At 71.9% G+C, this 21,064-nt stretch carries 12 protein-coding genes; 8 read left to right on the top strand and 4 right to left on the bottom strand.

The window, feature by feature from the left end; all coding sequences use genetic code 11:
- Positions 1-43: 43 nt before the first annotated feature.
- Positions 44-1,576 carry a B12-binding domain-containing radical SAM protein gene (locus ACZ5Y0_RS24400; protein ID WP_469130802.1) on the bottom strand — a complete coding sequence of 511 codons (1,533 nt, stop codon included), beginning with the start codon at positions 1,574-1,576 and terminating at the stop codon, positions 44-46.
- Between the two features lie 362 nt (positions 1,577-1,938).
- Here ACZ5Y0_RS24400 and ACZ5Y0_RS24395 point away from each other — a divergent pair, with 362 nt between their 5' ends.
- From ACZ5Y0_RS24395 to ACZ5Y0_RS24375, 5 genes are all read left to right on the top strand, one after another.
- The gene (locus ACZ5Y0_RS24395; RefSeq protein WP_469130801.1) at positions 1,939-3,780 is read left to right on the top strand and encodes an ABC transporter ATP-binding protein; all 1,842 of its coding nucleotides are present in this window, start codon (positions 1,939-1,941) and stop codon (positions 3,778-3,780) included.
- Complete coding sequence (locus ACZ5Y0_RS24390) at positions 3,777-5,486, top strand: ABC transporter ATP-binding protein (protein WP_469130800.1); 1,710 nt, start codon at positions 3,777-3,779, stop codon at positions 5,484-5,486. Before ACZ5Y0_RS24395 ends, ACZ5Y0_RS24390 begins: the two co-directional genes overlap by 4 nt.
- A 53-nt stretch (positions 5,487-5,539) precedes the next feature.
- Positions 5,540-10,123: a non-ribosomal peptide synthetase gene (locus ACZ5Y0_RS24385; RefSeq protein WP_469130799.1), complete on the top strand. Its 4,584-nt coding sequence runs from the start codon at positions 5,540-5,542 to the stop codon at positions 10,121-10,123.
- Positions 10,120-10,920, top strand: coding sequence for a thioesterase II family protein (locus ACZ5Y0_RS24380; protein WP_469130798.1), 801 nt, complete (start codon positions 10,120-10,122; stop codon positions 10,918-10,920). Before ACZ5Y0_RS24385 ends, ACZ5Y0_RS24380 begins: the two co-directional genes overlap by 4 nt.
- A 65-nt stretch (positions 10,921-10,985) precedes the next feature.
- On the top strand, positions 10,986-12,578 hold the full coding sequence (locus ACZ5Y0_RS24375) for a (2,3-dihydroxybenzoyl)adenylate synthase (RefSeq protein ID WP_469130797.1): 1,593 nt from the start codon (positions 10,986-10,988) through the stop codon (positions 12,576-12,578).
- A gap of 67 nt (positions 12,579-12,645) precedes the next feature.
- Here ACZ5Y0_RS24375 and ACZ5Y0_RS24370 read toward each other — a convergent pair whose 3' ends face one another.
- The 3 genes from ACZ5Y0_RS24370 to ACZ5Y0_RS24360 form a co-directional block, all read right to left on the bottom strand.
- The gene (locus tag ACZ5Y0_RS24370) at positions 12,646-13,332 is read right to left on the bottom strand and encodes a TetR/AcrR family transcriptional regulator (RefSeq protein ID WP_469130796.1); all 687 of its coding nucleotides are present in this window, start codon (positions 13,330-13,332) and stop codon (positions 12,646-12,648) included.
- Positions 13,333-13,437: 105 nt separating this feature from the next.
- Entirely contained in the window at positions 13,438-14,604 is a 1,167-nt protein-coding gene (locus ACZ5Y0_RS24365) for a saccharopine dehydrogenase NADP-binding domain-containing protein (RefSeq protein ID WP_469130795.1), read from the bottom strand.
- Positions 14,601-15,290 (bottom strand): TetR/AcrR family transcriptional regulator, encoded by a 690-nt coding sequence (locus tag ACZ5Y0_RS24360; protein ID WP_469130794.1) that lies wholly within the window; start codon positions 15,288-15,290, stop codon positions 14,601-14,603. The genes ACZ5Y0_RS24365 and ACZ5Y0_RS24360 overlap by 4 nt, the downstream gene beginning before the upstream one ends.
- Positions 15,291-16,073: 783 nt before the next feature.
- On the opposite strand from ACZ5Y0_RS24360, the gene ACZ5Y0_RS24355 reads away from it, so the two are divergent.
- The 3 genes from ACZ5Y0_RS24355 (at position 16,074) to ACZ5Y0_RS24345 (ending at position 21,045) form a co-directional block, all read left to right on the top strand.
- Positions 16,074-17,441, top strand: a complete 1,368-nt coding sequence (locus tag ACZ5Y0_RS24355; protein WP_469130793.1) for a salicylate synthase — start codon at positions 16,074-16,076, stop codon at positions 17,439-17,441.
- 78 nt (positions 17,442-17,519) lie between these two features.
- Positions 17,520-19,439 (top strand): AfsR/SARP family transcriptional regulator, encoded by a 1,920-nt coding sequence (locus ACZ5Y0_RS24350; protein WP_469130792.1) that lies wholly within the window; start codon positions 17,520-17,522, stop codon positions 19,437-19,439.
- 343 nt (positions 19,440-19,782) lie between these two features.
- Entirely contained in the window at positions 19,783-21,045 is a 1,263-nt protein-coding gene (locus ACZ5Y0_RS24345) for a cation:proton antiporter domain-containing protein (protein ID WP_469130791.1), read from the top strand.
- The last annotated feature ends 19 nt before the right edge of the window (positions 21,046-21,064 follow it).

Below are 21,064 nucleotides of genomic sequence, written 5' to 3'. Positions count from 1 at the left end.
CGCGGCGGGCTCCCGGCGCGCGTCGGTGTCCGCAGCGCCGGTGTCAGACCGGTTCGCAGGACAGCTGCCGCCCCGGCGCGGCGACTTCGACACCGAAGTCCTTGAGCCGGTGAAGGTTGTCCCGGATGACCGCGGCTCCCTCGTCCAGGTCTGGGTAGTCGACAGGCGCCATGGCCATCCGCTCCAGGCACTTCTCCACGGCGATGTTGGCGGAGTGGTCGTGACGGGGCATCAGCCAGTGCTGGTAGTCGTGCTGCCAGAGACTGAGCACGGTCTTGTCGTTCGTGAGCCGTACCTTGTCGAGGGTCTCCTTCTGCAACCGGGCGGCCTGTGCGCTGTCCATGCCGATGTGGGACCACGGCGAGGCGGGATCGGTGGGGTCCTCCGCCACGATCTGTAGTTCCTCCCGGTCCTGCCAGAGCGGCATGGTCTCGTCGGTGATGGAGAACCTGGAGAGCGCGTAGTGCCCCGAGTACTCCCGCAGGAGGTAGTCCTGGGTGTCCTGGAACATCTCCGGGTCCTCGCCCGGGTAACCGACGATGAAGAGGCCGTAGTACGACAGCCCGCTCTGGCTGAGCAGTTCGACGGCCCGACGGTTCTGCTTGACCGAGACCCGTTTGCTCATCCGCTTCAGGGTGCCGTCGTTCATCGACTCGAAACCGATGTGCAGCTGGAAGCAGTGCGAGGCCCTGAGGCCGGCCACCACGTCCGCCGAGTTGAGCGTGTTGGCGCGGCTGAACCCCTCCCACCTCGGCACACCCGAACCCGGGAGGATCTCCAGGAGACGGCGCAGCCGGGTCGGTGGAATGGTGAAGGTCGAATCCATCGCCGAGATGACGTCCGCGCCGTTCCGTTCGGCATAGGAAAGCCAGTCGTCGCGTATCTTCTCGGCGGTCTTGAATCGCCATTTCGGTGAAGCCGCGGGAAACGAACAGAATTTACAGTCGAAGGGACAGCCCCGCATGGACTCGTAGGGGACGATCGACTGATCGCCGAGGACCTGCGGTGAGGGGAATTCGTCGATGTCGACGTACTCGACCGGATTGATGCGGATGTTGTCCCCGTCGCGCCACACGAGGTTCGGTACGGCGCTCAGCTCGCCCCGCCCCGCGAGCGCGTCCAGCGTCTTGGGCAGGGCGATCTCACCGTCGCCGCGCACCACCGCGAGAATCTCGGGGAAGTCGCGCATGGCTGCCATGAACTTCAGGTTGGTGAACTGCCCGCCGGTCACGATCGGCGTGCCGGGGAGGTTCTCCCGGACCCACCGCACGGCCGAGCCGAGGATCGGGCCGTTCCAGATGTACGTGGTCGACAGGAGCACCACGTCGACGTCGCCCGTGGGCGCCTTCGCGCGCCCCTCCCAGACGTCCGCCAGGTCCAGGCGCTCGAAACCGTGGCCGCTGTTCTCCAGGATCGACAGGAGGGTGACGGTCGTCAGATGGGGTGTCGTGGCCGCGCGCGGCCTGAGCAGGGCGTACTCCCGACCGTGCTGGGTGAAGGCGAGGCGCCCCAGATCGAGGTCCGGGCTTCCGGCCCTGCGGAGCATCTCGCGGGCCGCGTCGGAGGGATCCGCCATGAAAAGCGATCCTTCCAGATAGGGCGAATTCAGGTTTGCGGGCCCGAGCCCGCTCAACAGTAGGAAGCGCACGCGTCCCAGCTCTCCTGTGGTGAGGGTCATGGCCGCCCCGGACAGGGGTTGACACGATCGTTCCAGCCACTTCTGGGCATCGTCTGGACGGAAACTGCGGGCCGCCATTTCCCCGCTGGAGCGGGCGCCGGGGGTCCCTGGGCGCGGCCCGGCGGCGCTTCCGCGGGCGCTTGCGACGCGGGTTCTTATACGTGTAAAGTTATTGCTGTCCTCATGGAACTTGCCGTCCGGTGGTGGCAGCGCCGACCGCTCCCGGGCCGGACGGTCGCGCCTGAAAGGTGGGGAATCCCATGGCCACGGCAGAGGGTCTGCACAGCCGTGCCGACGACAGGACGGTGGTCGACGACGGCGGCCCGGAGGGCGACTCGGGAGGCGCCGCCCCGACCTCCCGGCAGGTGCTCCTGCGCCTGCTTCGCCCCTATCGCACCAGCCTCGTCGCCGTCTTCGTCCTCCAGATCGTCAGCTCCCTCGCCGGTCTCGCGCCGCTGATCGCGGTGGTCGAACTCGGACGTGTGCTGCTCGCACCGGGGCCCGTGGACGACGGCGCCGCCTGGCTCGCCGTCTGGATCGGTGTCGCGGGGCTGCTCGCCCGTGTCGTGCTCGCCGCCGCGTCCGGCGGCATCGCGCACCTCGTCGACGGCCGGCTCCAGCTGTCACTGCGACGGCTGCTCGCCCGGCGTCTCGGCAAGGTGCCGCTCGGCTGGTACTCCCGCCGCAGCTCGGGCGAGATCAACGGCGTGGTGCAGGGCGACGTCGACCAACTGCACCACCTGATCGCCCACGCACCCGTCGAGGCGACCTCCGCCGTCGTCGTCCCCCTCGCCTCCTTCGTGTATCTCGCCTGGGTGGACTGGCGGTTGACGCTCGTCGCACTCGTGCCGGTCCTTCTCGGCCTGCTGCTCCAGCGGCGGCTACAGAGCGAGGACCGGCAGCGCGAGGGCCGCAGGATGGGCGAGGCCATGGGGCGCATCGGTGCCGCCTCCGTGGAGTTCGTCGAGGGCATCTCGGTCGTCAAGACCTTCGGCGGCGGCGGCCAGGCCCACCGGCGCTACCGCAAGGCCGCGGACGACTTCGCCGACTTCTTCCTCACCTATGTGGCGGGTGCCGCGGGTCTCGCCTCGCTGGCGGCCCTGGTGCTCTCTCCGCCCTTCGTCCTGCTGCTCGTCCTCACCGGCGGCACCGCACTGATCGCGGCCGACGCCATGCCCCCCGCCGACCTGCTGCCCTTCCCGCTGCTCGCCGTCGCCCTGACCGCCCCCATCGCCGCGCTCGGCCACGGCCTGGACAACGTGCACGCCGCCGAACGGTCCGCCGAGCGGATCCGCATGATGCTGAACGTGCCTCCGCTGGCCGAGCCGGTCACGCCGGCCCAACCGCACGGCTCCCGCGTGGAGTTCCGTGGTGTCGGCTTCGCCTACGACTCCGGCCGCCCCGTGCTCCAGGGGATCGACCTGGTCCTCGAGGAGGGCACCACCACCGCGCTCGTCGGACCCTCCGGTGCCGGGAAGTCCACGCTGGCGCAACTGGTCCCGCGGTTCGCCGACCCGACCACCGGCTCCGTGCTCCTCGGCGGTGTCGACGTTCGCGACATCCGGAGCGAACAGCTCTACCGACACGTCTCCTTCGTCTTCCAGGACGTCCGGCTGCTGCGCGCCGGCATCGCCGAGAACATCGCCCTCGCCGTCCCGCAGGCGGACCGCGCCACCGTCGAGCAGGCGGCACGCGCCGCGGGCATCCACGAGCGCATCCAGGCGATGCCCCGCGGATACGACTCCGTGATCGGCGAGGACGTGGGGCTCTCCGGCGGCGAGGCGCAGCGTCTGTCCATCGCCCGCGCCCTGCTCATCGACGCCCCCGTGCTGGTCCTGGACGAGGCGATGTCCTTCGCCGACGCCAAGACCGAGGCCGAGATCCGCGTGGCCCTCGAGAACCTCGTCCGGGGCCGTACCCAACTGGTGATCGCCCACCGGCTGGAGACCGTCGCCCGAGCCGACCGGATCGTGGTCATGGAGGAGGGGCGGATCGTGGAGAGCGGTACCTACAGCGAACTGATGGCCCTGGACGGCAAGTTCGCCGCCATGTGGCGTGCCCGGCGCACGCGTGCCGGCCAGAAGAGGGAGATCCACCGATGATCAGGCTGCTGCTGCGGGTCCTGGGGGAGCGGCACTCCGGCCCCCTGCGGCGCACCGTCGCACTCATGTCCGTCTGCGCCGTCGTGGAGGGCCTGTCCTACGCGCTGCTCATCCCGCTGCTCCGCGCCCTGCTCGACGACGACGCGCACGACGCCTGGCCGTGGCTGGCCGCCTTCGCCGTGGCCGTCCTCGTGACCTCCGTGCTCGGTTACCTCAGCGACAAGGCCGGGTTCCGCACCGGTGGTGAGCTGTCCCGGGGTCTGCACCACCGCCTCGGCGACCACCTCGCCGGACTGCCGCTGGGGTGGTTCACCCCCGGCCGGGTCGGGGAGGTCTCCGGGCTCACCAGCCGCAGCGTGATGGAGGTCATGTCGGTACCGGCCCACCGGCTGCGACCCTTGATCAACGCGACCCTGACCCCGCTGTCCGTGGTCGTGATGCTCTTCTTCTTCGACTGGCGCCTCGCCCTCGCCGGTCTCGTCGCCGTCCCGCTGATCGCCGGAGTGCAGCGCTGGACGTCGAAGGCGACCGCCCGCCAGGACACCGAGCGGGCGCGGAGCAGCGACGAGGCCGCCGGCCGTGTCGTCGAGTTCGTCCGCGCCCAGCCGGTGCTGCGCGCCGGCGGACGGACGGGCGAGCGGTTCGGCCTCCTGGACGACGCGCTGCACCAGCAGTGGCGCAGCAGCCGGCGCGCGGCTCTCGGCGGTGTGCCGGGCATGCTCGGCCTCACCTTCTCCGTCCAGGCCGTGCTGACCGCCGTCCTCGCCCTGGGCGTGTATCTGACGCTGGACGGCAGCCTCGGCGCCGCGGAGCTGCTGGCGATCATGGTTCTGGCCGCACGCTGCGTCGAACCCTTGCTGTCCCTCGCCGACCTGGGCGGCATCATGCGGGTCTCCCGAGGTGAACTGGAGCGCATCGACGCGGTCCTGACCGAGCCTCCGCTGCCACACGCCGAGCGGCCGGCCGTTCCGGCTCACCACGGCGTCCGACTGGAATCCGTCGGCTTCCGGCGCGGTGACCGCCGTGTGCTCGACGGGCTCTCCCTGGACGTCGAGCCGGGCCGGCGTGTCGCCGTCGTCGGGGCCTCGGGGGCCGGCAAGAGCACCCTGCTCCAGCTCGTCGCCAGGTTCCACGACGTCGACTCGGGCGTGGTCCGGCTCGGCGGGGTGGACGTACGCGACATCGACAGCGAGGAGCTGATGTCCCGGCTCTCCATGGTCTTCCAGGACGTCTACCTCTTCGAAGGCACCATCGAGGACAACGTCCGCATCGGCCGCCCCGGCGCCACGCCCGAGGAACTGCGCGCGGCGGCCGTGGCGGCGTCCCTGGACGAGGTGGTCGACCGACTTCCCGACGGCTGGGCCACCCAGGTCGGCGAGGGCGGCGCCGCGCTGTCCGGAGGCGAGCGGCAGCGGGTCTCGATCGCCCGCGCCCTGCTGAAGGACGCCCCCGTGCTGCTGCTCGACGAGGCCACCTCGGCCCTCGACCCGGAGAGCGAGGCGGCCGTCCAGGAGGGCCTCGACCGGCTCATGGCGGGCCGTACGACGATCATGGTCGCCCACCGCCTGAGCACCGTCGAGAGCGCCGACCTGATCGTCTTCATGGAGGACGGCCGGATCGTCGAGCAGGGCACGCACGAGGAACTCGTCCGCCTCAACGGCCGGTACGCCGAATTCTGGCGAATCGCCGCACACGCGGCGGCCTGAAGGCACGATGGCGATCGTTCATCCGGCACACCGTTCGACACACGGGGGTAGGGATGTCACGCAGTACCGCAGGGAAGCCGGGAGATCTCCGGGAGGAGGTCGCCGCGCTCCTCGGGGTCGAGCTGGGCCCTGATGACGACGACGCGAACCTGTTCGAACGAGGGCTCCAGTCCCTTCAGTTGATGTCCCTGGTCAACCGGATGAACCGGTGGGGCGCGGGTGTCGACTTCACCGAGATGGCCCAGGACCCGCGGCTGCGGGCGTGGTACCGCCTGCTCGCCTCCCGCGAGGCGGCGCGCGAGGCCGGCCGAGGGGCGGCGCGCGAGGCCAGCCGAGGGGCGGCGCGCGAGCAGGAGCCCGAGGCGGGGCCGGGGGCCGCGGTCCGCCCGGTCGCGCCCGTGGACGAGCACGTGCCCTTCCCGCTGACCGCCGTCCAGCAGGCGTACTGGATCGGCCGCGGCACCGACCGGCCCCTCGGCGGCGTGGGGTGCCACGCCTATCTGGAGATCGACACCCGGAACGTGGTGGCGGACCGCCTCGAGCGGGCCGTCCACGCTCTGGTCGGGCGGCATCCCATGCTGCGCGCCTCGTTCGCGGACGACGGAACACAGCGGATCGCCGAGCACGTCACCTGGCCGGGCCTGACGGTCCACGACCTGACGGGGCTGCCGGCCCAAGCCGCCGAGGACGCCCTGCTGGATCTGCGGGAACGTCTCTCCCACCGGGTGCTCGACGTCGCCAGGGGACAGGTGTTCGACGTCGCGCTGAGCCTCCACCCGGGCGGGACGCAGCGCATCCATGTCAACGCCGATCTGCTGGTCGCCGACGTGCACAGCATCCGACTTCTGCTCTCCGACCTGGCGGTGCTCTACGCCGACCCGGCGAGCGCCGCAGCCCCGCGGTACACCTTCCCCCAGTACCTCGCCGACACCGCCGCCCCACGTGCGGCCGCGCGCGAGCGGGCACGGGAGTACTGGCAGCGGCGCCTTCCGGAACTCCCCGGCGGACCTGCCTTGCCGCTGGCCGTCGACCCCGGCGACATCGGCGTGCCGCACTTCGTACGACGGAGCCACACCCTGACTCCCGAGGAGTGGCGGGCCCTTCGGCACCGGGCCGCCGAACACGGCCTGACGCCCGCCACGTTACTGGTCACCGCCTTCTCCGAGATCCTCGCGCGATGGAGCGGACAGCAGCGGTTCCTGCTCAACGTCCCGCTGTTCGACCGCGATCAGGGCCTCCACCCCGACATCGAGCGCATCGTGGCCGACTTCACCAGCCTGCTGCTCCTCGATGTCGACCTGTCCGGTGACGCCGGCTTCGCCGACCGGGCCCGCGCCATCCAGCTGCGCCTGCACGACGACGTCGGCCACGCCGCGTACACCGGGGTCGACGTGCTGCGCGACTTCGTCCGCACCGACACCGGAACCCCCCGTACGGCGCCCGTGGTCTTCGCCTGCAACCTCGACGCCCCGCTGGTGCCCGACGACTTCGCCGCCCGCTTCGGCGAGCTGTCCTGGATGGTCTCCCAGACCCCCCAGGTCTGGCTCGACCACCAGGTGTACGGCACCCGCGAGGGCGGCCTGCTGCTGGCCTGGGACGCCGTCGAGGCGCTCTTCCCGGAGTGTGTGATCACCACGATGTTCGCGGCGTACACCAGCCTGCTGCGCCGGCTGGCCACCCATGACTGGAGCCTCCCGCCGGACATACCCCTGCCCGAGTCCCAGGTCCGATGTCGTTCCGAGGTGAACTCCGTGACCCGGCGGGAGAGCGGTCGTCTCCTGCACCAGGCGTTCTTCGAGCGGGCGGCCGAACGGGCCGGGGATCCCGCGCTGCTGTGGGGAGAGGACGGCCGTCTCAGCCACGGCGAACTGGCGGACCGGGCACTGCGCGTGGCCGGTGCGCTCGCCGCACGGGGGGTCGGGCCGGGCAGCCCGGTCGTCGTCACCGCGCCCAAGGGTCCCGACCAGATCGCGGCGGTGCTCGGCATCCTCGCGGCGGGCGGCACGTACGTACCCGTCGGCGTCGACCAGCCCGCCGAGCGCCGGGACCGCATCCACGCACTCAGCCAGAGCGTGGTCGTCCTGGACGGCACCGGGGCGACGCCGCCGACCGGCCCCGCGATCCCGGTCCTGTCCCTCGCGGAGGCCCTCCGGGCGGCGCCGCTCGACGCGCCGGTGGCCACCTCCGTCGACCGGACCGCGTACGTCATCTTCACCTCCGGTTCCACCGGTACGCCCAAGGGCGTCGAGGTCAGCCACCGTGCCGCGGTCAACACCGTCGAGGACGTCGACGAGCGGTACGGACTGGGGCCCGCGGACCGCGTGCTGGCCGTTTCCGCCCTGGACTTCGACCTCTCGGTGTGGGACGTCTTCGGCCCGCTCGCGGTGGGCGGCGCCCTGGTGCTGGTCGACGAGGGAGACCGACGGGACGCCCACCGGTGGCTCGCCCTCTGCGAGCGCCACGCGGTCACCGTGTGGAACTCCGTGCCCGCGCTGATGGACATGCTCCTCACCGCGGCCGACGGGGCGCCCCTTCCGGCACCCCTGCGTCTCGCGCTGCTCTCGGGCGACTGGATAGGCCTCGACCTTCCCGGCCGGCTGGACCGCGCCACGGCCGGCCGGTGCCGGCTGGTCGCTCTCGGCGGCGCCACCGAGGCCGCGATCTGGTCCAACGCCCACGAGGTGAGCGCCGTGCCGGCGCACTGGCGCTCCGTCCCGTACGGCAGGCCGCTGGCCAACCAGCGGTTCCGGGTCGTCGACCCGCACGGCCGGGACTGCCCGGACTGGGTGCCAGGGGAGCTGTGGATCGGCGGGACCGGCGTGGCGCAGGGATACCGAGGCGACCCCGAGCTGACGAGGGAACGTTTCCCCCGTGCGTCGGACGGACGCTGGTACCGCACCGGCGACCAGGGACGCTACTGGCCGGACGGCACGCTCGAGTTCCTGGGACGCATCGACCACCAAGTCAAGATCAACGGCTTCCGGGTTGAGCTGGGTGAGATCGAGTCCGTACTCCAGACCCACCCCGCCGTCTCCCACGCCCTCGCCGCCGTCGTCGGAGACCGTACGCGGGAGATCGCGGTTGCCCTTCTGCCCGCCTCGGTCCCGGGCACCGCCCCTGCTCCGGTCTCCGTTCCGGCCCCGGCCCACGACACCGCCGACGCCCCGACCCGGCGAAGCGCCGACGGCCGGGGGCGGGCCCACGAGGAGGAGGCGGAGCTGGCCGAGACGCTTCTCGCGGCACTGCTGGATCCCCTGCTCGGCTCCGGTGAGCGGCCCGTCGAGGTGAGCGCGCTTCCCGTGGCGCAGCGAGGCCGCCGACTGTTCTCCGGCTGGCTGGACTTCCTCCGGGAACGACAGGTCCTGACCCGCTCGGCAGGGACGGTGGCCCGCGGCCCCCGTTGGAGCACGGTCCGCGACGGGGCGCGGGCCGGCGCACTGCGCGCTCGGATCGCCGGCGGCCATCTCCAGCAGGTCGTGGACGGCTGGACCGGGGCGATGCCCCTGCTGACGGCGGTGCTCGCCGGCATGGCGGACACCGACGCCCTGGCCGACGACCCCGTCCTGTCTCCCGACGGGCTCGCGCTGCGACTGCCCGGCGTCGGCGCCTGCCTGGACGCCGTGGCACAGGACGTGGAGGCCTCGTACGACGACGGTGCCCGCCCGCTCGACGTCGCCGAGTGGGCGGGCGGGGGCGGCCGGACCGCGGCCGCACTGCTGGAGCGGCTCAAGCCAGGCACCGTCGACTACCTGGTGCTCGACGAGCGGGAGGACCGCGTCGCCGCCGCCGGAGCCCGGCTCGCCGGTTGCGGACACCAGGTACGGACCGCCCGGCAGGACACCTTCGCCGTACCCGAGTCGAGGCTCGCCGCCTTCGACGTCCTGGTGGCCAACGACGCCCTGGGCCGCGAGCCGGATCCGGACGCCGCCGCACGGGTGCTGGCCCTGCTGGGCAGGCCCGGCAGCCGGCTGTTCCTCGTCGCGAGGCAGACGGCGACCCCCCTCGCGGTCCCGACGGTGCCCACCCCGTCCCAGGCCGCCGACGCGTCCCGCTGGCTGCGAGCACTGGAACGAGCCGGGTTCACCCGTAGTGAGGTGTCCCGCTGCGAACCCGACGGGGTGGCACTGATCACCGCCCGGCGTCCGGCCGTGGAGGAGGCCGGACATGTCGTCGAGCCGGCGGCGATCCGTTCCTGGCTCGCCGACCGGCTCCCCGCCCACATGATCCCCGGCTCCCTCGCCGGCCTCGCCGAACTGCCGCTGAGCGCCAACGGCAAGGTGGACCGGCGGCGGCTGGAGCAGGCACTCCGCCACGCCACAGTCCTCGGCGAAGGTGTCGAGGACCCCCCGCAGGGTCCGGTGGAGGAAGCCGTGGCGGGACTCTGGGCGCGCGTCCTCGGCACGCCCGTCACCGCGCGAGGCGCGGGCTTCTTCGCGCTCGGCGGGGACAGCCTGGCGGCGACCCGCCTGGTGGCCGCGGTACGCGGCCGGCTGGGCGTGGAGCTGCCCATGCGCGATGTCCTGCGGGCCCCGACCGTGGCGGGAATGGCCGCGCTGGTGAACGAGCTGAGGACCGGGCGGGGCGAGGACCCGGACGCGGGCGCCCCGGTCGAGGAGTTCGAGGAGGGTGAGCTGTGATCCCGGCGGACCACTGTGTGTCCTCCGCGCCGCGGATCTTCTCCCGGCGCACGCACGCACGCTCCCGGCTCGTCTGCTTCCCGCACGCCGGCGGGGCCGCGGGCGGCTATCGCGGCTGGGCCCTGGACGCCCCCTGGGACATCGAGGTGCGCGCCGTGCAGTACCCCGGCCGCGGCGACCGCTTCCACGAACGGGCCGCCACCGACATGGAAGGCCTTCTCGACGACCTCGTCCCCGCACTGATCAGGGACTTCACCCGCGAGGAGTTGGCGTCCTCCGTGTTCTTCGGGCACAGCATGGGCGCGTCGGTGGCCTACGAGGCCGCACGCAGGCTCGCCGTGACCGGCCACCCGCCGGCGGCGCTCCTCGTCTCCGGCCAACCCGCCCCGCGGCGAACCCGGGGCGGCGACCTCCACCGCGCCACCGACACCGAACTCCTGGCGGACCTGAGCAGGCTCGGCGGCACGGCCGGGGACGTCATGGCCGACCACGCGCTCCTGGCGGCCCTGCTGCCCGCGATCCGCAGCGACTACCGGCTCATCGAGACCTACCGCCCGCTGCCCGGTGGGATGTTGGACATGCCGGTGACCGTGCTGTACGCCGACGACGACCCGGAGGTCACCGCGGACGAGGCCGCCGCCTGGTGCGAGGTCACCGCGGGGCCCTGCGAGGTGGAGGTCTTCACGGGCGGCCACTTCTATCTGGAGACCCGGCGCGCGACCGTGCTTGCGCGCGTCTTCGAGAGGGTACGGGCGGCGTTGCCCGCGACCGACACCGCCTGGCCGTGCACACCGTGACGCACCGTCGTACGACGCCGGCCGCACACCCCCTTTCCGCCGTTGGACAGAAAGAGAGGATCCCCATGCTGGAGGGCTGCGTGCCTTGGCCGGAATCGGCGGCCCGCACGTACAGGGAGCAGGGGTACTGGAACACGGACGTCCTCGGCACCTGGACCGCGCCGGAGCGGCGGTCCGGGACCGCGCTGGTGACGGCGGCCGGCGACATGACCCACGAGGAGCTGGACCGGGCGGCCGACCGCATGGCCTCCGGCCTGCTGCGCGCGGGCCTGGTGCCCGGCGACCGGGTCGTCGTGCAACTCCCCAACGAGACGTCCCTCGTGGTGCTGAGCCTGGCGCTCTTCCGGACCGGCATCCTGCCGGTGTACGCCCTGCCCGCGCACCGCTCGACCGAGATCACCCATCTCGTGGGCACGTCCGGGGCCGCGGCCTACGTCTGCCCGGAACGCGTGCTCGACTGTGACTTCCGGCTCGTCGCCCGTGAGGTGCTCGACCGCACGGAGAGCCTCCGGCACGTGTTCGTGGCCGGCGACCCGGGGCCGTACACCGCTCTGTCCTCGGTCGACGCCGATCCCGTCGCCCTGCGCCCGCCGGATCCCGAGGACGTCGCCCTGTTCCTCCTGTCCGGCGGCACCTCCGGACCGCCGAAGCTGATACCGCGCACCCACGCGGACTACGCGTACCAGCTGAGGGAGACCGCGCGGCTGTGCGGAGTCGGGCGGGACAGCGTCTATCTGGCGGCGCTGCCCGTGGAACACAACTTCGCGCTCGGCTGCCCCGGCGTCCTCGGCACACTTCGCGCCGGCGGAACGGCCGTGCTCGCCCCGGCGCCCACCGCGGACGTGTGCTTCCCGCTCATCGCGCGGGCCGCAGTGACGATCACCTCGCTGGTGCCGCCGCTGGTGCCGCTGTGGCTCGACGCGGCCGAGTGGACGGAGCACGACCTGTCCTCGCTGCGGGTGGTCCAGGTGGGCGGTGCCCGGCTCGATCCGGAGACGGCCCGCCAGGTGCCGGAAGCCCTCGGCTGCACCCTCCAGCAGGTGTACGGGATGGCGGAGGGGCTGCTCAACTACACCCGGCTCGACGACCCCGAGAGCGTGATCGTCCACACGCAGGGACGACCGCTGTCACCGGCCGACGAGGTGCGGGTGGTCCGGGAGGACGGGACAGAGGCCGGACCCGGGGAGACGGGTGAGCTGTTCACCCGCGGGCCGTACACCCTGCGCGGCTACTACCGCGCGCAGGAACGCAACCTCACCCGGTTCACCGAGGACGGCTTCTACCGCACGGGCGATCTGGTGCGTCGGACCGCGGAGGGCGACTTCGAGGTCGTCGGCAGGATCAACGACGTCGTCAACCGGGGCGGCGAGAAGGTACCGACGCTGGAGGTGGAGGAGCATCTGCTCGCCGCCTTCCCGCTCCTCGGTGCCGCCGTGCTCGCCCTGCCCGATCCCCTGATGGGGGAGCGCACCTGCGCGTGCGTCGTGCCGAAGGACAGCGCGCACCCGCCGACCCTGCGGGACGTGCAGGCGGTGTTCAAGGGCCGGGGGGTCGCCGCCTACAAGGTGCCCGACCAACTGGTGGTCCTGGAACGGCTGCCGATGACCGGTGTCGGCAAGGTCGACAAACGGGCCCTGCGCGCGCACCTGGACTCCTGACCGAACCCGTGGGCCGTGGGCCCGGATCACCGCCGTGCCACGGCCGGCCGGTGATCCGGGCCCCCGGTCACGTCGCCTTCCGCGTCGCCCGCGTCCGCGACAGCAGTCCGTCCACGATCGCCACCAGACCCTCGCGGTGGGTGTCCCGAGTGGTGATCTCGTCCCACTGGTCGGCGAGCGAGGCGAGCCGGGGGAACTCCTCCGGCGTCAGGGCGGCGAACGCCTTGTCGCGGTGCGGAGGCCGCCCGAGCTCCGCGTGGTGCCGCTCGCGGTTCACCCGGATGGTGAGTTCGCCCGCCGTGTAGTACCAGATGACGCGGTAGGCGTAGACGGCCTCCTCCGGGGTGAATCCGCACTGGATCCCGGCGTCGATGATGTTCTCCACGATCCACAGCGCGGACACGGCCATCAGGTCGTCGGAGGCGAGGACCTCCACGATCCACGGGCACTCGGCGAGGATGTCGTGCAGCGCCTGGGCGGCGGAGATCAGCCGCTCACGTGGATCGGCGGGCAGCTCGGGGCGCGGGAACCGCTGGGCGTGACGTTCGAGCAGCAGGAGCAGCAGCTCGTCCTTGTCGCGCACATAGTGGTAGAGCGCCATCGCGGTGCTCGACAGCTCCTGCGCCAGTCGGCGCATCGACAGGTGCTCCGGCCCTTCCTGGTCCAGGACGTGCTGGGCCGCTGTGAGGACGGCTTCCTGGGAGAGGCGGGGTGGGCGGCCGGTTCTGCCGGTGCGTCGGGGCTGAGGCGTCATCCCTGTGTCTTCCTGTTGCTCGTGCCGGGTGCGGAGTGGGCCGTCGCTCGTGGGGCGGTGGCGGTCCGGCCCGCGGTCGCCCGGCCACACCACCGGACGGCGGCCTCACCCGGGACGCCTGGCGGCCGGCGACGTCGTCATCAGGCCCGGCTCGCCGGCCGGGACCTCTGTAGTCCGCGCGGTGGTCCGCGGAAGGTGACGCACGATCCAGTCGGCGGTGTCCCTGGGGGGCAGCGTAGCCGCCATGGCGTGGACGCCCGACGGGACCCGGTCCCTCGTGACCTCGTGCGCGGTGATCGAGGCGATCACTCCCACCAGTCCGGTCACGTCCGTGCAGTGCAGGAGCGCGCTCCTGCGCACGGGGACGCCGTCGGCCGTGAGTCCGTCGAGGGTGCCGTACAGGACCTGGTACGGGGAGCTCCCGGCCGCGTCCCGCACACTCACCTTGGCCAGTTCCCGGGCGGCGGCCATGAGGTCCCCGCCGTGGCCCGCCCTAGGCCGGCGCAGGGCGAACCGGTCCAGAAAGGCGGGCACACCGGGGCCCTTGAGCACCTCGTGCCAGCGGGCGTCCTGGAGTCGCAGCAGGTACGCCTGTTGCCGCAGCTCGTCCGGGAGGACGTGCCGGACGGCGACGGCGTGGGCCGGGGGCGACGCCAACCCCGGTGGCACGGGAGCGACCTCCTCGCCCCACGGTCCTTCGCCGTCACAGGTACGGAGGTCCGCGGCGGGCCCGTCGCCGGGGAGGTCGACCGCCCGCTCCTTGCCGAGCAGACAGGAGACCGCCGTATGGGACGGGATGGCGCCGAGGCCGCCCCACCAGCCGCTGAAGCGGGTCGCGGAGTCGAGTCCGTCGGCCAGCCAGCGCGGCACCCAGCCGGCCAGGGTGCCCGAGAGGCCTGTGAAGAGCACGGCCGAACAGGTCCCCTCCGGGGTGCGGGAACCGCCGTCGTCCGTCATGCCGACGTAGTGGACGCCGGCCGCGAGGACCGAGGCGCGGATGCGGCCGCGGAGCGAGAACGCTGTCCCGGAGCAGTCGAGCACGGTGGCACAGCCACGGGTGAAGTGCATCAGGCCCTGGCTGTCGCGGGCGTCGACCACCGCGGCCTCCGCGCGGTCGCCCAGTGTCCGGGCGAACCGCCAGGCCCTGTCGGCTGAGCGTCCGCCGATCCGCAGCCGGTAGCCGTGTTCGTCGGCGAGGAGGCGGGCCGCGGTGGCGCCGACGCGCCCGTACCCGCCGAGGATCGCGATCATGGGTGCCGTGTCGATGGTCATCCGTGTTCTCCCGGGTGTGCCGGACGCCCGCCGAGCAGTCCCTCGACGATGTCCTCCAAGGCCTCCCGATGGGTGTCCCGCGCCGTGAGCGAGGACCAGCGGTCGGCGAGCGAGGACACACGGGGGAAGTCGTCGGGCGACAGGGTGGCGAAGACCCGCTCGCGCTGCGTGGGCCGGGTCAGTTCGGCATGGTGCTGGTGGCTGGTCGTGCGGATCAGCAGGACGCCGACCGTGAAGTGCCAGATGGCCTGGTGCGCCCGGACCGCTTCCTCGAGGGGGAGACCGCACTCGACCGCCGCGTCGAGAAGGGCCTCCATCACCCAGAGCGAGGAGACGGCCAGGAGGTCGGGGGAGGCCAGGATCTCGTGGAGGAAGGGGTACTGGGCGAGGACGTCGTGGAGGAGCTGGGCGGCCGCCAGAAGCCTCTCCCGCGGGTCCTCGGGCAGGATCGGCCGCTCACGGCCCCGGGAGCGGGAGGCGACGAGCAGGAGCAGCAGTTCGTGCCGGTCGCGCACGTGGTGGTAGAGGGCCATCGGCGTGATGGAGAGCTCCCTGGCGAGCCGCCGCATCGTCAACTGCTGGGGTCCCTCGCTGTCGAGGATGTGCAGCGCGGCCGCGACGATGGTCTCCTGCGACAGGGGCGCGGACTGACGCGCACCGCCTCTACGCCCGTTCCGGGGCTTCATACCTGTCTCCCAACCGAGTCGTGGAGCCGTCCGTCCGCGCTCCGACCGCCGGCGGATCACTGCGTTGTACTGGGATCTCCGGGACGGTGGTGACAACGACAGGAGTCCGGGCTACAGTTATTGTACGCGTAAGACTTACAAGTATAAAAACCCTGGGAGGATCTGGTGGGGGAGCCGACGCGGAACCGGCGGCAGGGGCGGCGCGTGGCGGCGCCGGTCCGGACGGGAGGTCCGGCGCCCGGATGAGGCGGGCTCTGTCGCGCGCCGCCACGCGGCGTCGCGGGCAGGGTCTGGGCGGCCCGGTCACCTCCCCCGTGCCAAAGCACCGGGCCGCCTTCACATCGGTTACCACAGAGGGAATTGAGTTCGGTCGGATCGCGCGGCGGTAAATGTCGGACGGGCGAAAACCAGTCAAGTCGAGGCGTATTCTCGGAGGTTGCCGAAATGTTGTTGATGTGAGTCGAAGTCGTTAGGTACAGTCAACCTCGGTTCGGCTGCTCTTGTTTTTTTCAGGGAGTCGCAGGAAATTCAGCCGCCCAGAGGTAATGACTCGTTTCTGGGGAACGGCATCCTGTGTGGGAGGAAGGCTTCGCGGGTTTCGGCATGCCCAGATTTCCCCTTTGGGCTGCACTGATCGGCCGGTGACCACCGGCCGCACCGCCTGGTGATGCTTTCCAGTAACCCGGTTGCAATATCCTCCTGATTCTCTCCTGTGGAGAACGGCCGAGCGCTTTCCGCCCTTGTAGTGGTCATTTCGGTCGTTGGCTTCAAGGAGGAAGAACCGTGGTTTTCCCGTACCAGACAAATACCGTACCCATTGGTGTCGAACCGCTGGTCGCGGCAACGGGTCTCGCCGCGTCGGGCCTGTTCTCCACCTATGTCGTGTACGAGTCGGCAGACGGCTGGTCGGTGGCAGGCGGGGTGGCGGCCGAGGTCATACTGAGACCGGACACCGTGCGATGTACGAAGGACGGCACCACCGTCGAACGCCCCTGGCGGGGCGATCCGTTGACGCAGGTCCGTGAGTTCCTCGACGGCTTGGAAGTGGCCGACTGGCGGGCGTACGGCTGGAGTGCCTTCGAACTCGCCTACGCAGTCGCCGGCCGCCCGGTCGGCAACGACGTCCTGCTCCATCTCGTCGTTCCCCGAACGGAGATCCGCCTGTCCGGGAACCAGGCCCACGTGCGCGGTCTGGACCCGCAGGAGACGGCCCTCGTCGAGAAGACCCTGACCGGCCTGGAGCCGGAAGCGCTCACCGGGCACCGGCCCGTCGTCGTGGACATCGAGGCCGGGGCCGACGCCTACCGGGCCTCCGTGACCACCGTCGTGGACCGCATACGCGCCGGAAGACTCCAGAAGGCCGTGGTCTCCCGGACGGTCCCCGTCACCTCCGACATCGACTTCCCGGCGAGCTATCTCGCCGGACGCCGCGCCAACACCCCCGCGCGTTCCTACCTGCTGCACATGGGAGGCCTCCAGGCGCTGGGCTTCAGCCCGGAGACCGTCGTGGAGGTCGAGCCCGACGGCGCCGTCTCCAGCCAGCCGCTGGCCGGTACCCGGGCCCTGACGGGCGACGCCGACGAGGACCGGCGGCTGCGCGAGAACCTCCTCGCCGACCCGAAGGAACTCCACGAGCACGCCATCTCGGTGAAGGTCGCGGTCGACGAACTCGCCGGACCCTGCAAGCCGGAGACGGTGGTCGTCCAGGAGTACATGGTGATCAAGGAACGGGGTTCCGTGCAGCACCTGGCCTCCAGGGTCGTGGGCCGGATGGCGCGGGAGGCCGGCCCCTGGGACGCCTTCGCCGCCGTCTTCCCCGCCGTCACCGCCTCGGGCGTGCCCAAGCACCCGGCGTACGACGCCATCTCCGCCGTCGAGCCGCGGCACCGGGGCCTCTACGCGGGCACCGTGATGACCGTGTCACAGGACGGCTCCATGGACGCCGCGCTCGCCCTTCGCAGCGTCTTCCGCCAAAACGGCGAGACCTGGCTCCAGGCCGGCGCGGGCATCGTCGAACAGTCCGTGCCAGAGAGGGAACTGGAGGAGACCAGGGAGAAACTGAGGTGTGTGGCCGGCTCTCTCGTGACGCTCGCGGCCGAGTGCGCAGCTGTGGGGCCGGACGAAGCGCCCGAGAAGCGTCTGTACGTCTGAAGCACTGGCAGAAACGGTCCGTCGACCGTGACCACGATCTCAGGAGGCGACAGGGCAATGCCGATAACGGGGGAGCCCTTGGCAGTACAACTGCTGGGCCCGGTGCGTGCCTGGCGGCACGGAAGAGAAGTCGTCCTCGGCCCACCCAAGCAGCGAGCCGTGTTCGCGTTGCTCGCCGGCCGGGCGAACGACGTGGTGAACGTCGACCACATCATCGACGCGGTGTGGGGCGGAGACATCCCGCAGACGGCGGCCAACGGCGTGCACACCTACGTGGCCGGACTCCGCCGGATCCTCGAGCCCGAGCGCAGCAGGCGGGAGAGTGGTGAACTGCTGATCTCGACCGCCGGCGGCTACACGCTGCGGACCGATCCCGAGGCGGTCGACGCCACGCTCTTCGCCCGCCGCCACGCCCAGGCGCGCCGCGCACGGGCGGAGGGCAGGCTTCAGGAGGCGCTGGAGACCGCCGAGTCCGCGCTGTCCCTGTGGCACGGGGAGGCGCACTCCGGCGTTCCCGGACCGTTCGCGGCGATGGAACGGACCAGGCTCCAGGACATCCGTCTCACGGCCGTCGAGGAGTGGGCCGCCGACATGCTGGCGGCGGACCGCCCGGTCGAGGCGGTCACCGTGCTGCTCGGGGCCGTCGCCGAGGAGCCGCTGCGCGAGAAGCTGCGCTGGCTGCTGATGACGGCGCTGTACCGCTGCGGACGCCAGGCGCATGCCCTGGAGGTCTACTCCGAGACCCGGCGGCTGCTGCGGCACGAACTCGGCATCGATCCCAGCGCCGAACTGCGCACGCTGCACCAGCAGATCCTGACCGGCAGCCTCGTCAGCGCGGGCGCGGCCGACAGCACGGGCACCGTCACGGTCACCGCCGCGGGCGCCCCGGAGCCCGCCACGACCCGCATGGTGCTCGCCGAAACGCCCAGGCCCGCCCAACTTCCGCCGGTGGCCAGGGGGTTCGTCGGGCGCTCCCGGGAGCTGGAACAACTGACACGGCTGCTCACCGAGAACGACGGCAGAGGGGCCTCCACCCCCATCGTCGTCATCGACGGTCCGGCGGGGGTGGGCAAAACGGCCTTCGTGCTCGAACTGGCCCACCGGCTGTCGGAGCGGTTCCCGGACGGGCAGCTCTACGTCGATCTGCGCGGCACGAGCATGGAGGGCCGTTCGCTGAGCGCCTGCGACGCCCTGCGTCAGGTGCTGCGCAGCCTCGGGGTCGACGAGGCCCGCATCCCCGCGGACCAGGCGAGCCGCGCGACGCTGTACCGGAGCCTGCTGCACGGCAAGCGCGTCCTCGTGATGCTCGACGACGTGCTCAGCGCCGACCAGTTACGGCCGCTGATCCCCGGCGGCTCCTCCTGCGTGCTCAGCACCGGCAGGCGGCGCCTGGGCGGCCTCGCCGTCCGCGACGGCGCGCATCTGCTCCGGCTCGACCCGCTCGGCACCCAGGACGCCCTGGCACTGCTGCGCTGTCTGAGCGGGGACCGGCTGCGACGTCAGGAGGCCGTGGCCAGACGGCTGGTGGGACTGTCCGGCGGACGGCCCCTCGCACTGCGCATGATGGCCGAGACGCTGGCCGCCAACCAGGACGTGCCCTTGGCGTCCCTGGTCGAGCGCTTCGCCGAGGAGCACGGCCGACTCGACCGGCTGGCGTCGGGAGGTGACACCTCGAGCAGTCTGCACGGCCTGTTCGAGACGTCGTACCAGGCGCTGCCCCCCGAGGCGGCGAGGATGTTCCGGCTCCTCGGTCTCTTCGGCGACGGGCTGATCACGGTGTCGGCCGCGGCCGACCTGACCGGCACCACCGAGCCGGAGGCGGCCGGCACGCTGCGGCTGCTGGCGCGCCGCCACCTGCTCGTCGAGGCCGGCCGGGACGAGTACCGCTTCCACGAGCTGATGCGGCTCTACGCGGCCGAGTGCGCCGAGCGCGAGCCGCTGACCCACCGCAGCGCGGCCGTCGCCCGTCTGCTCCAGGCGACCGCCTCGGTCGCCTGAGCGCTGTCCCGTCCTCCGATGGGCTCGCCGCGGGCCGGGACGCGCCGCCGCGCTGCCGGAACGTCCGCACACAGCCGGTGTGCGGACGTTCCTCCGTCCGGCGCCGCACCGCGTCCGGCGCCGCACCGCGTCGGAAGCCGTACCGCGTCCGGCGCCGCGTGCCCGTCCGCCGCGGGCCCACGGACGCCCTTCGGGGGCCGGCGGATCCGTGTGTCCCGTGACGCCCCCCGGGTCACGGGACACACGCATGTCCGCACCCCGTCAGGGCGCCCGGGGGTGGGGGCGCGGCGGGCATTAGAGACCGTTCAGAGCATCTGTAGGTGGCTGAAGGAGAGTGGTCGCCATGAGCAGCAATCAGGTGGCCTTACTCCTCTTCGACCTCGCGTTCATCCTCGTGCTGGCCCAGGGACTCGGGCACCTCGCCACCAGGATCGGACAGCCACCCGTGGTGGGCGAGATCCTCGCCGGCGTCCTCCTGGGCCCGACGCTCCTCGACGGGGCGGTCTCCGACGCCCTCTTCCCCCAAGGGATACGGCCGCTGCTGAGCGCGATGGCCGACGTCGGCGTCACCCTGTTCATGTTCGGTGTGGGTCTGGAGATCGAACGCCAGGCGCTGCGCGGCCGAGGGCGGATGGCCGCGGTCGTCACACTCGGATCGACGGCGGTGCCGTTCGTGCTCGGCACCGGACTCGGCTTCTTCCTGCTGCGCAACCACGAGACCGACCAGAAGGCCGCCTTCATCGTCTTCATCGGCCTGGCCGTGTCCGTGACGGCCTTCCCGGTACTGGCGAGGATCCTCTCCGACCGGCACCTCAGCAGCACCACGCTCGGCGGGATCGCGCTGGCTTCGGCGGCCCTCGTCGACATGGTGGCCTGGACCGCCCTGGCAGGGGTGCAGGCCGCGATCGGAAGCGGCGGTGCCCACTGGCGGGTGGCCCTCATGATCCCGTTCATCCTGGTGCTGGTCCTGGTCGTGCGCCCCTGGCTGCGCCACCGCACCGGTGGGGGCGACGGCCGCGGGCCCGCGCCGTCCTGGTGGTACCCGCTCGTGCTGATCGGTGCCCTCCTGTGCGGCGCGGCGACCGAGGCCATGGGCATGCACTACATCTTCGGTGCCTTTCTCTTCGGCCTGATCATGCCGAGCGAGGGCGCCGATCGGCTGCGCGTCGACCTCATGCAGCGCACCCGCACCGTGACCGCCGTCCTCCTGCCCGTCTACTTCGTCGTGGCCGGACTCAAGGTGGATCTCCGGGAGTTCGGCTGGACGAGGGTCACCGAACTGGCCGCCGTCCTGCTGGTCGCCGTGCTCGGCAAGTTCGGCGGGACGTACCTGGGCGCCCGGAGCACCGGGCTGCCTCCCAGGGCCGCCACGGCGCTCGCCGCGCTGATGAACACCCGCGGTCTCACCGAGCTGGTCATCCTCGGCGTCGGACTCCAGGCAGGGCTGCTCGACGGCGGGCTGTACTCCCTCCTGGTCGTCATGGCGCTGGTGACCACGGCGATGACCGGCCCCCTGCTGACCCGGACGTACGCGAAGCCCGTGACCGTGCCGGAGTCCGCACCCGAGCAGCCGGACCGCTCCTCCTCCGTCACCCCCGCCGTGTAGCGAAAGCAGGACAAGGACC

Source organism: Streptomyces sp. NPDC033216 (assembly GCF_055577115.1).
Note: the sequence above shows the minus strand (reverse complement) of the source record. Positions and strands in the feature narration are given on the sequence as shown.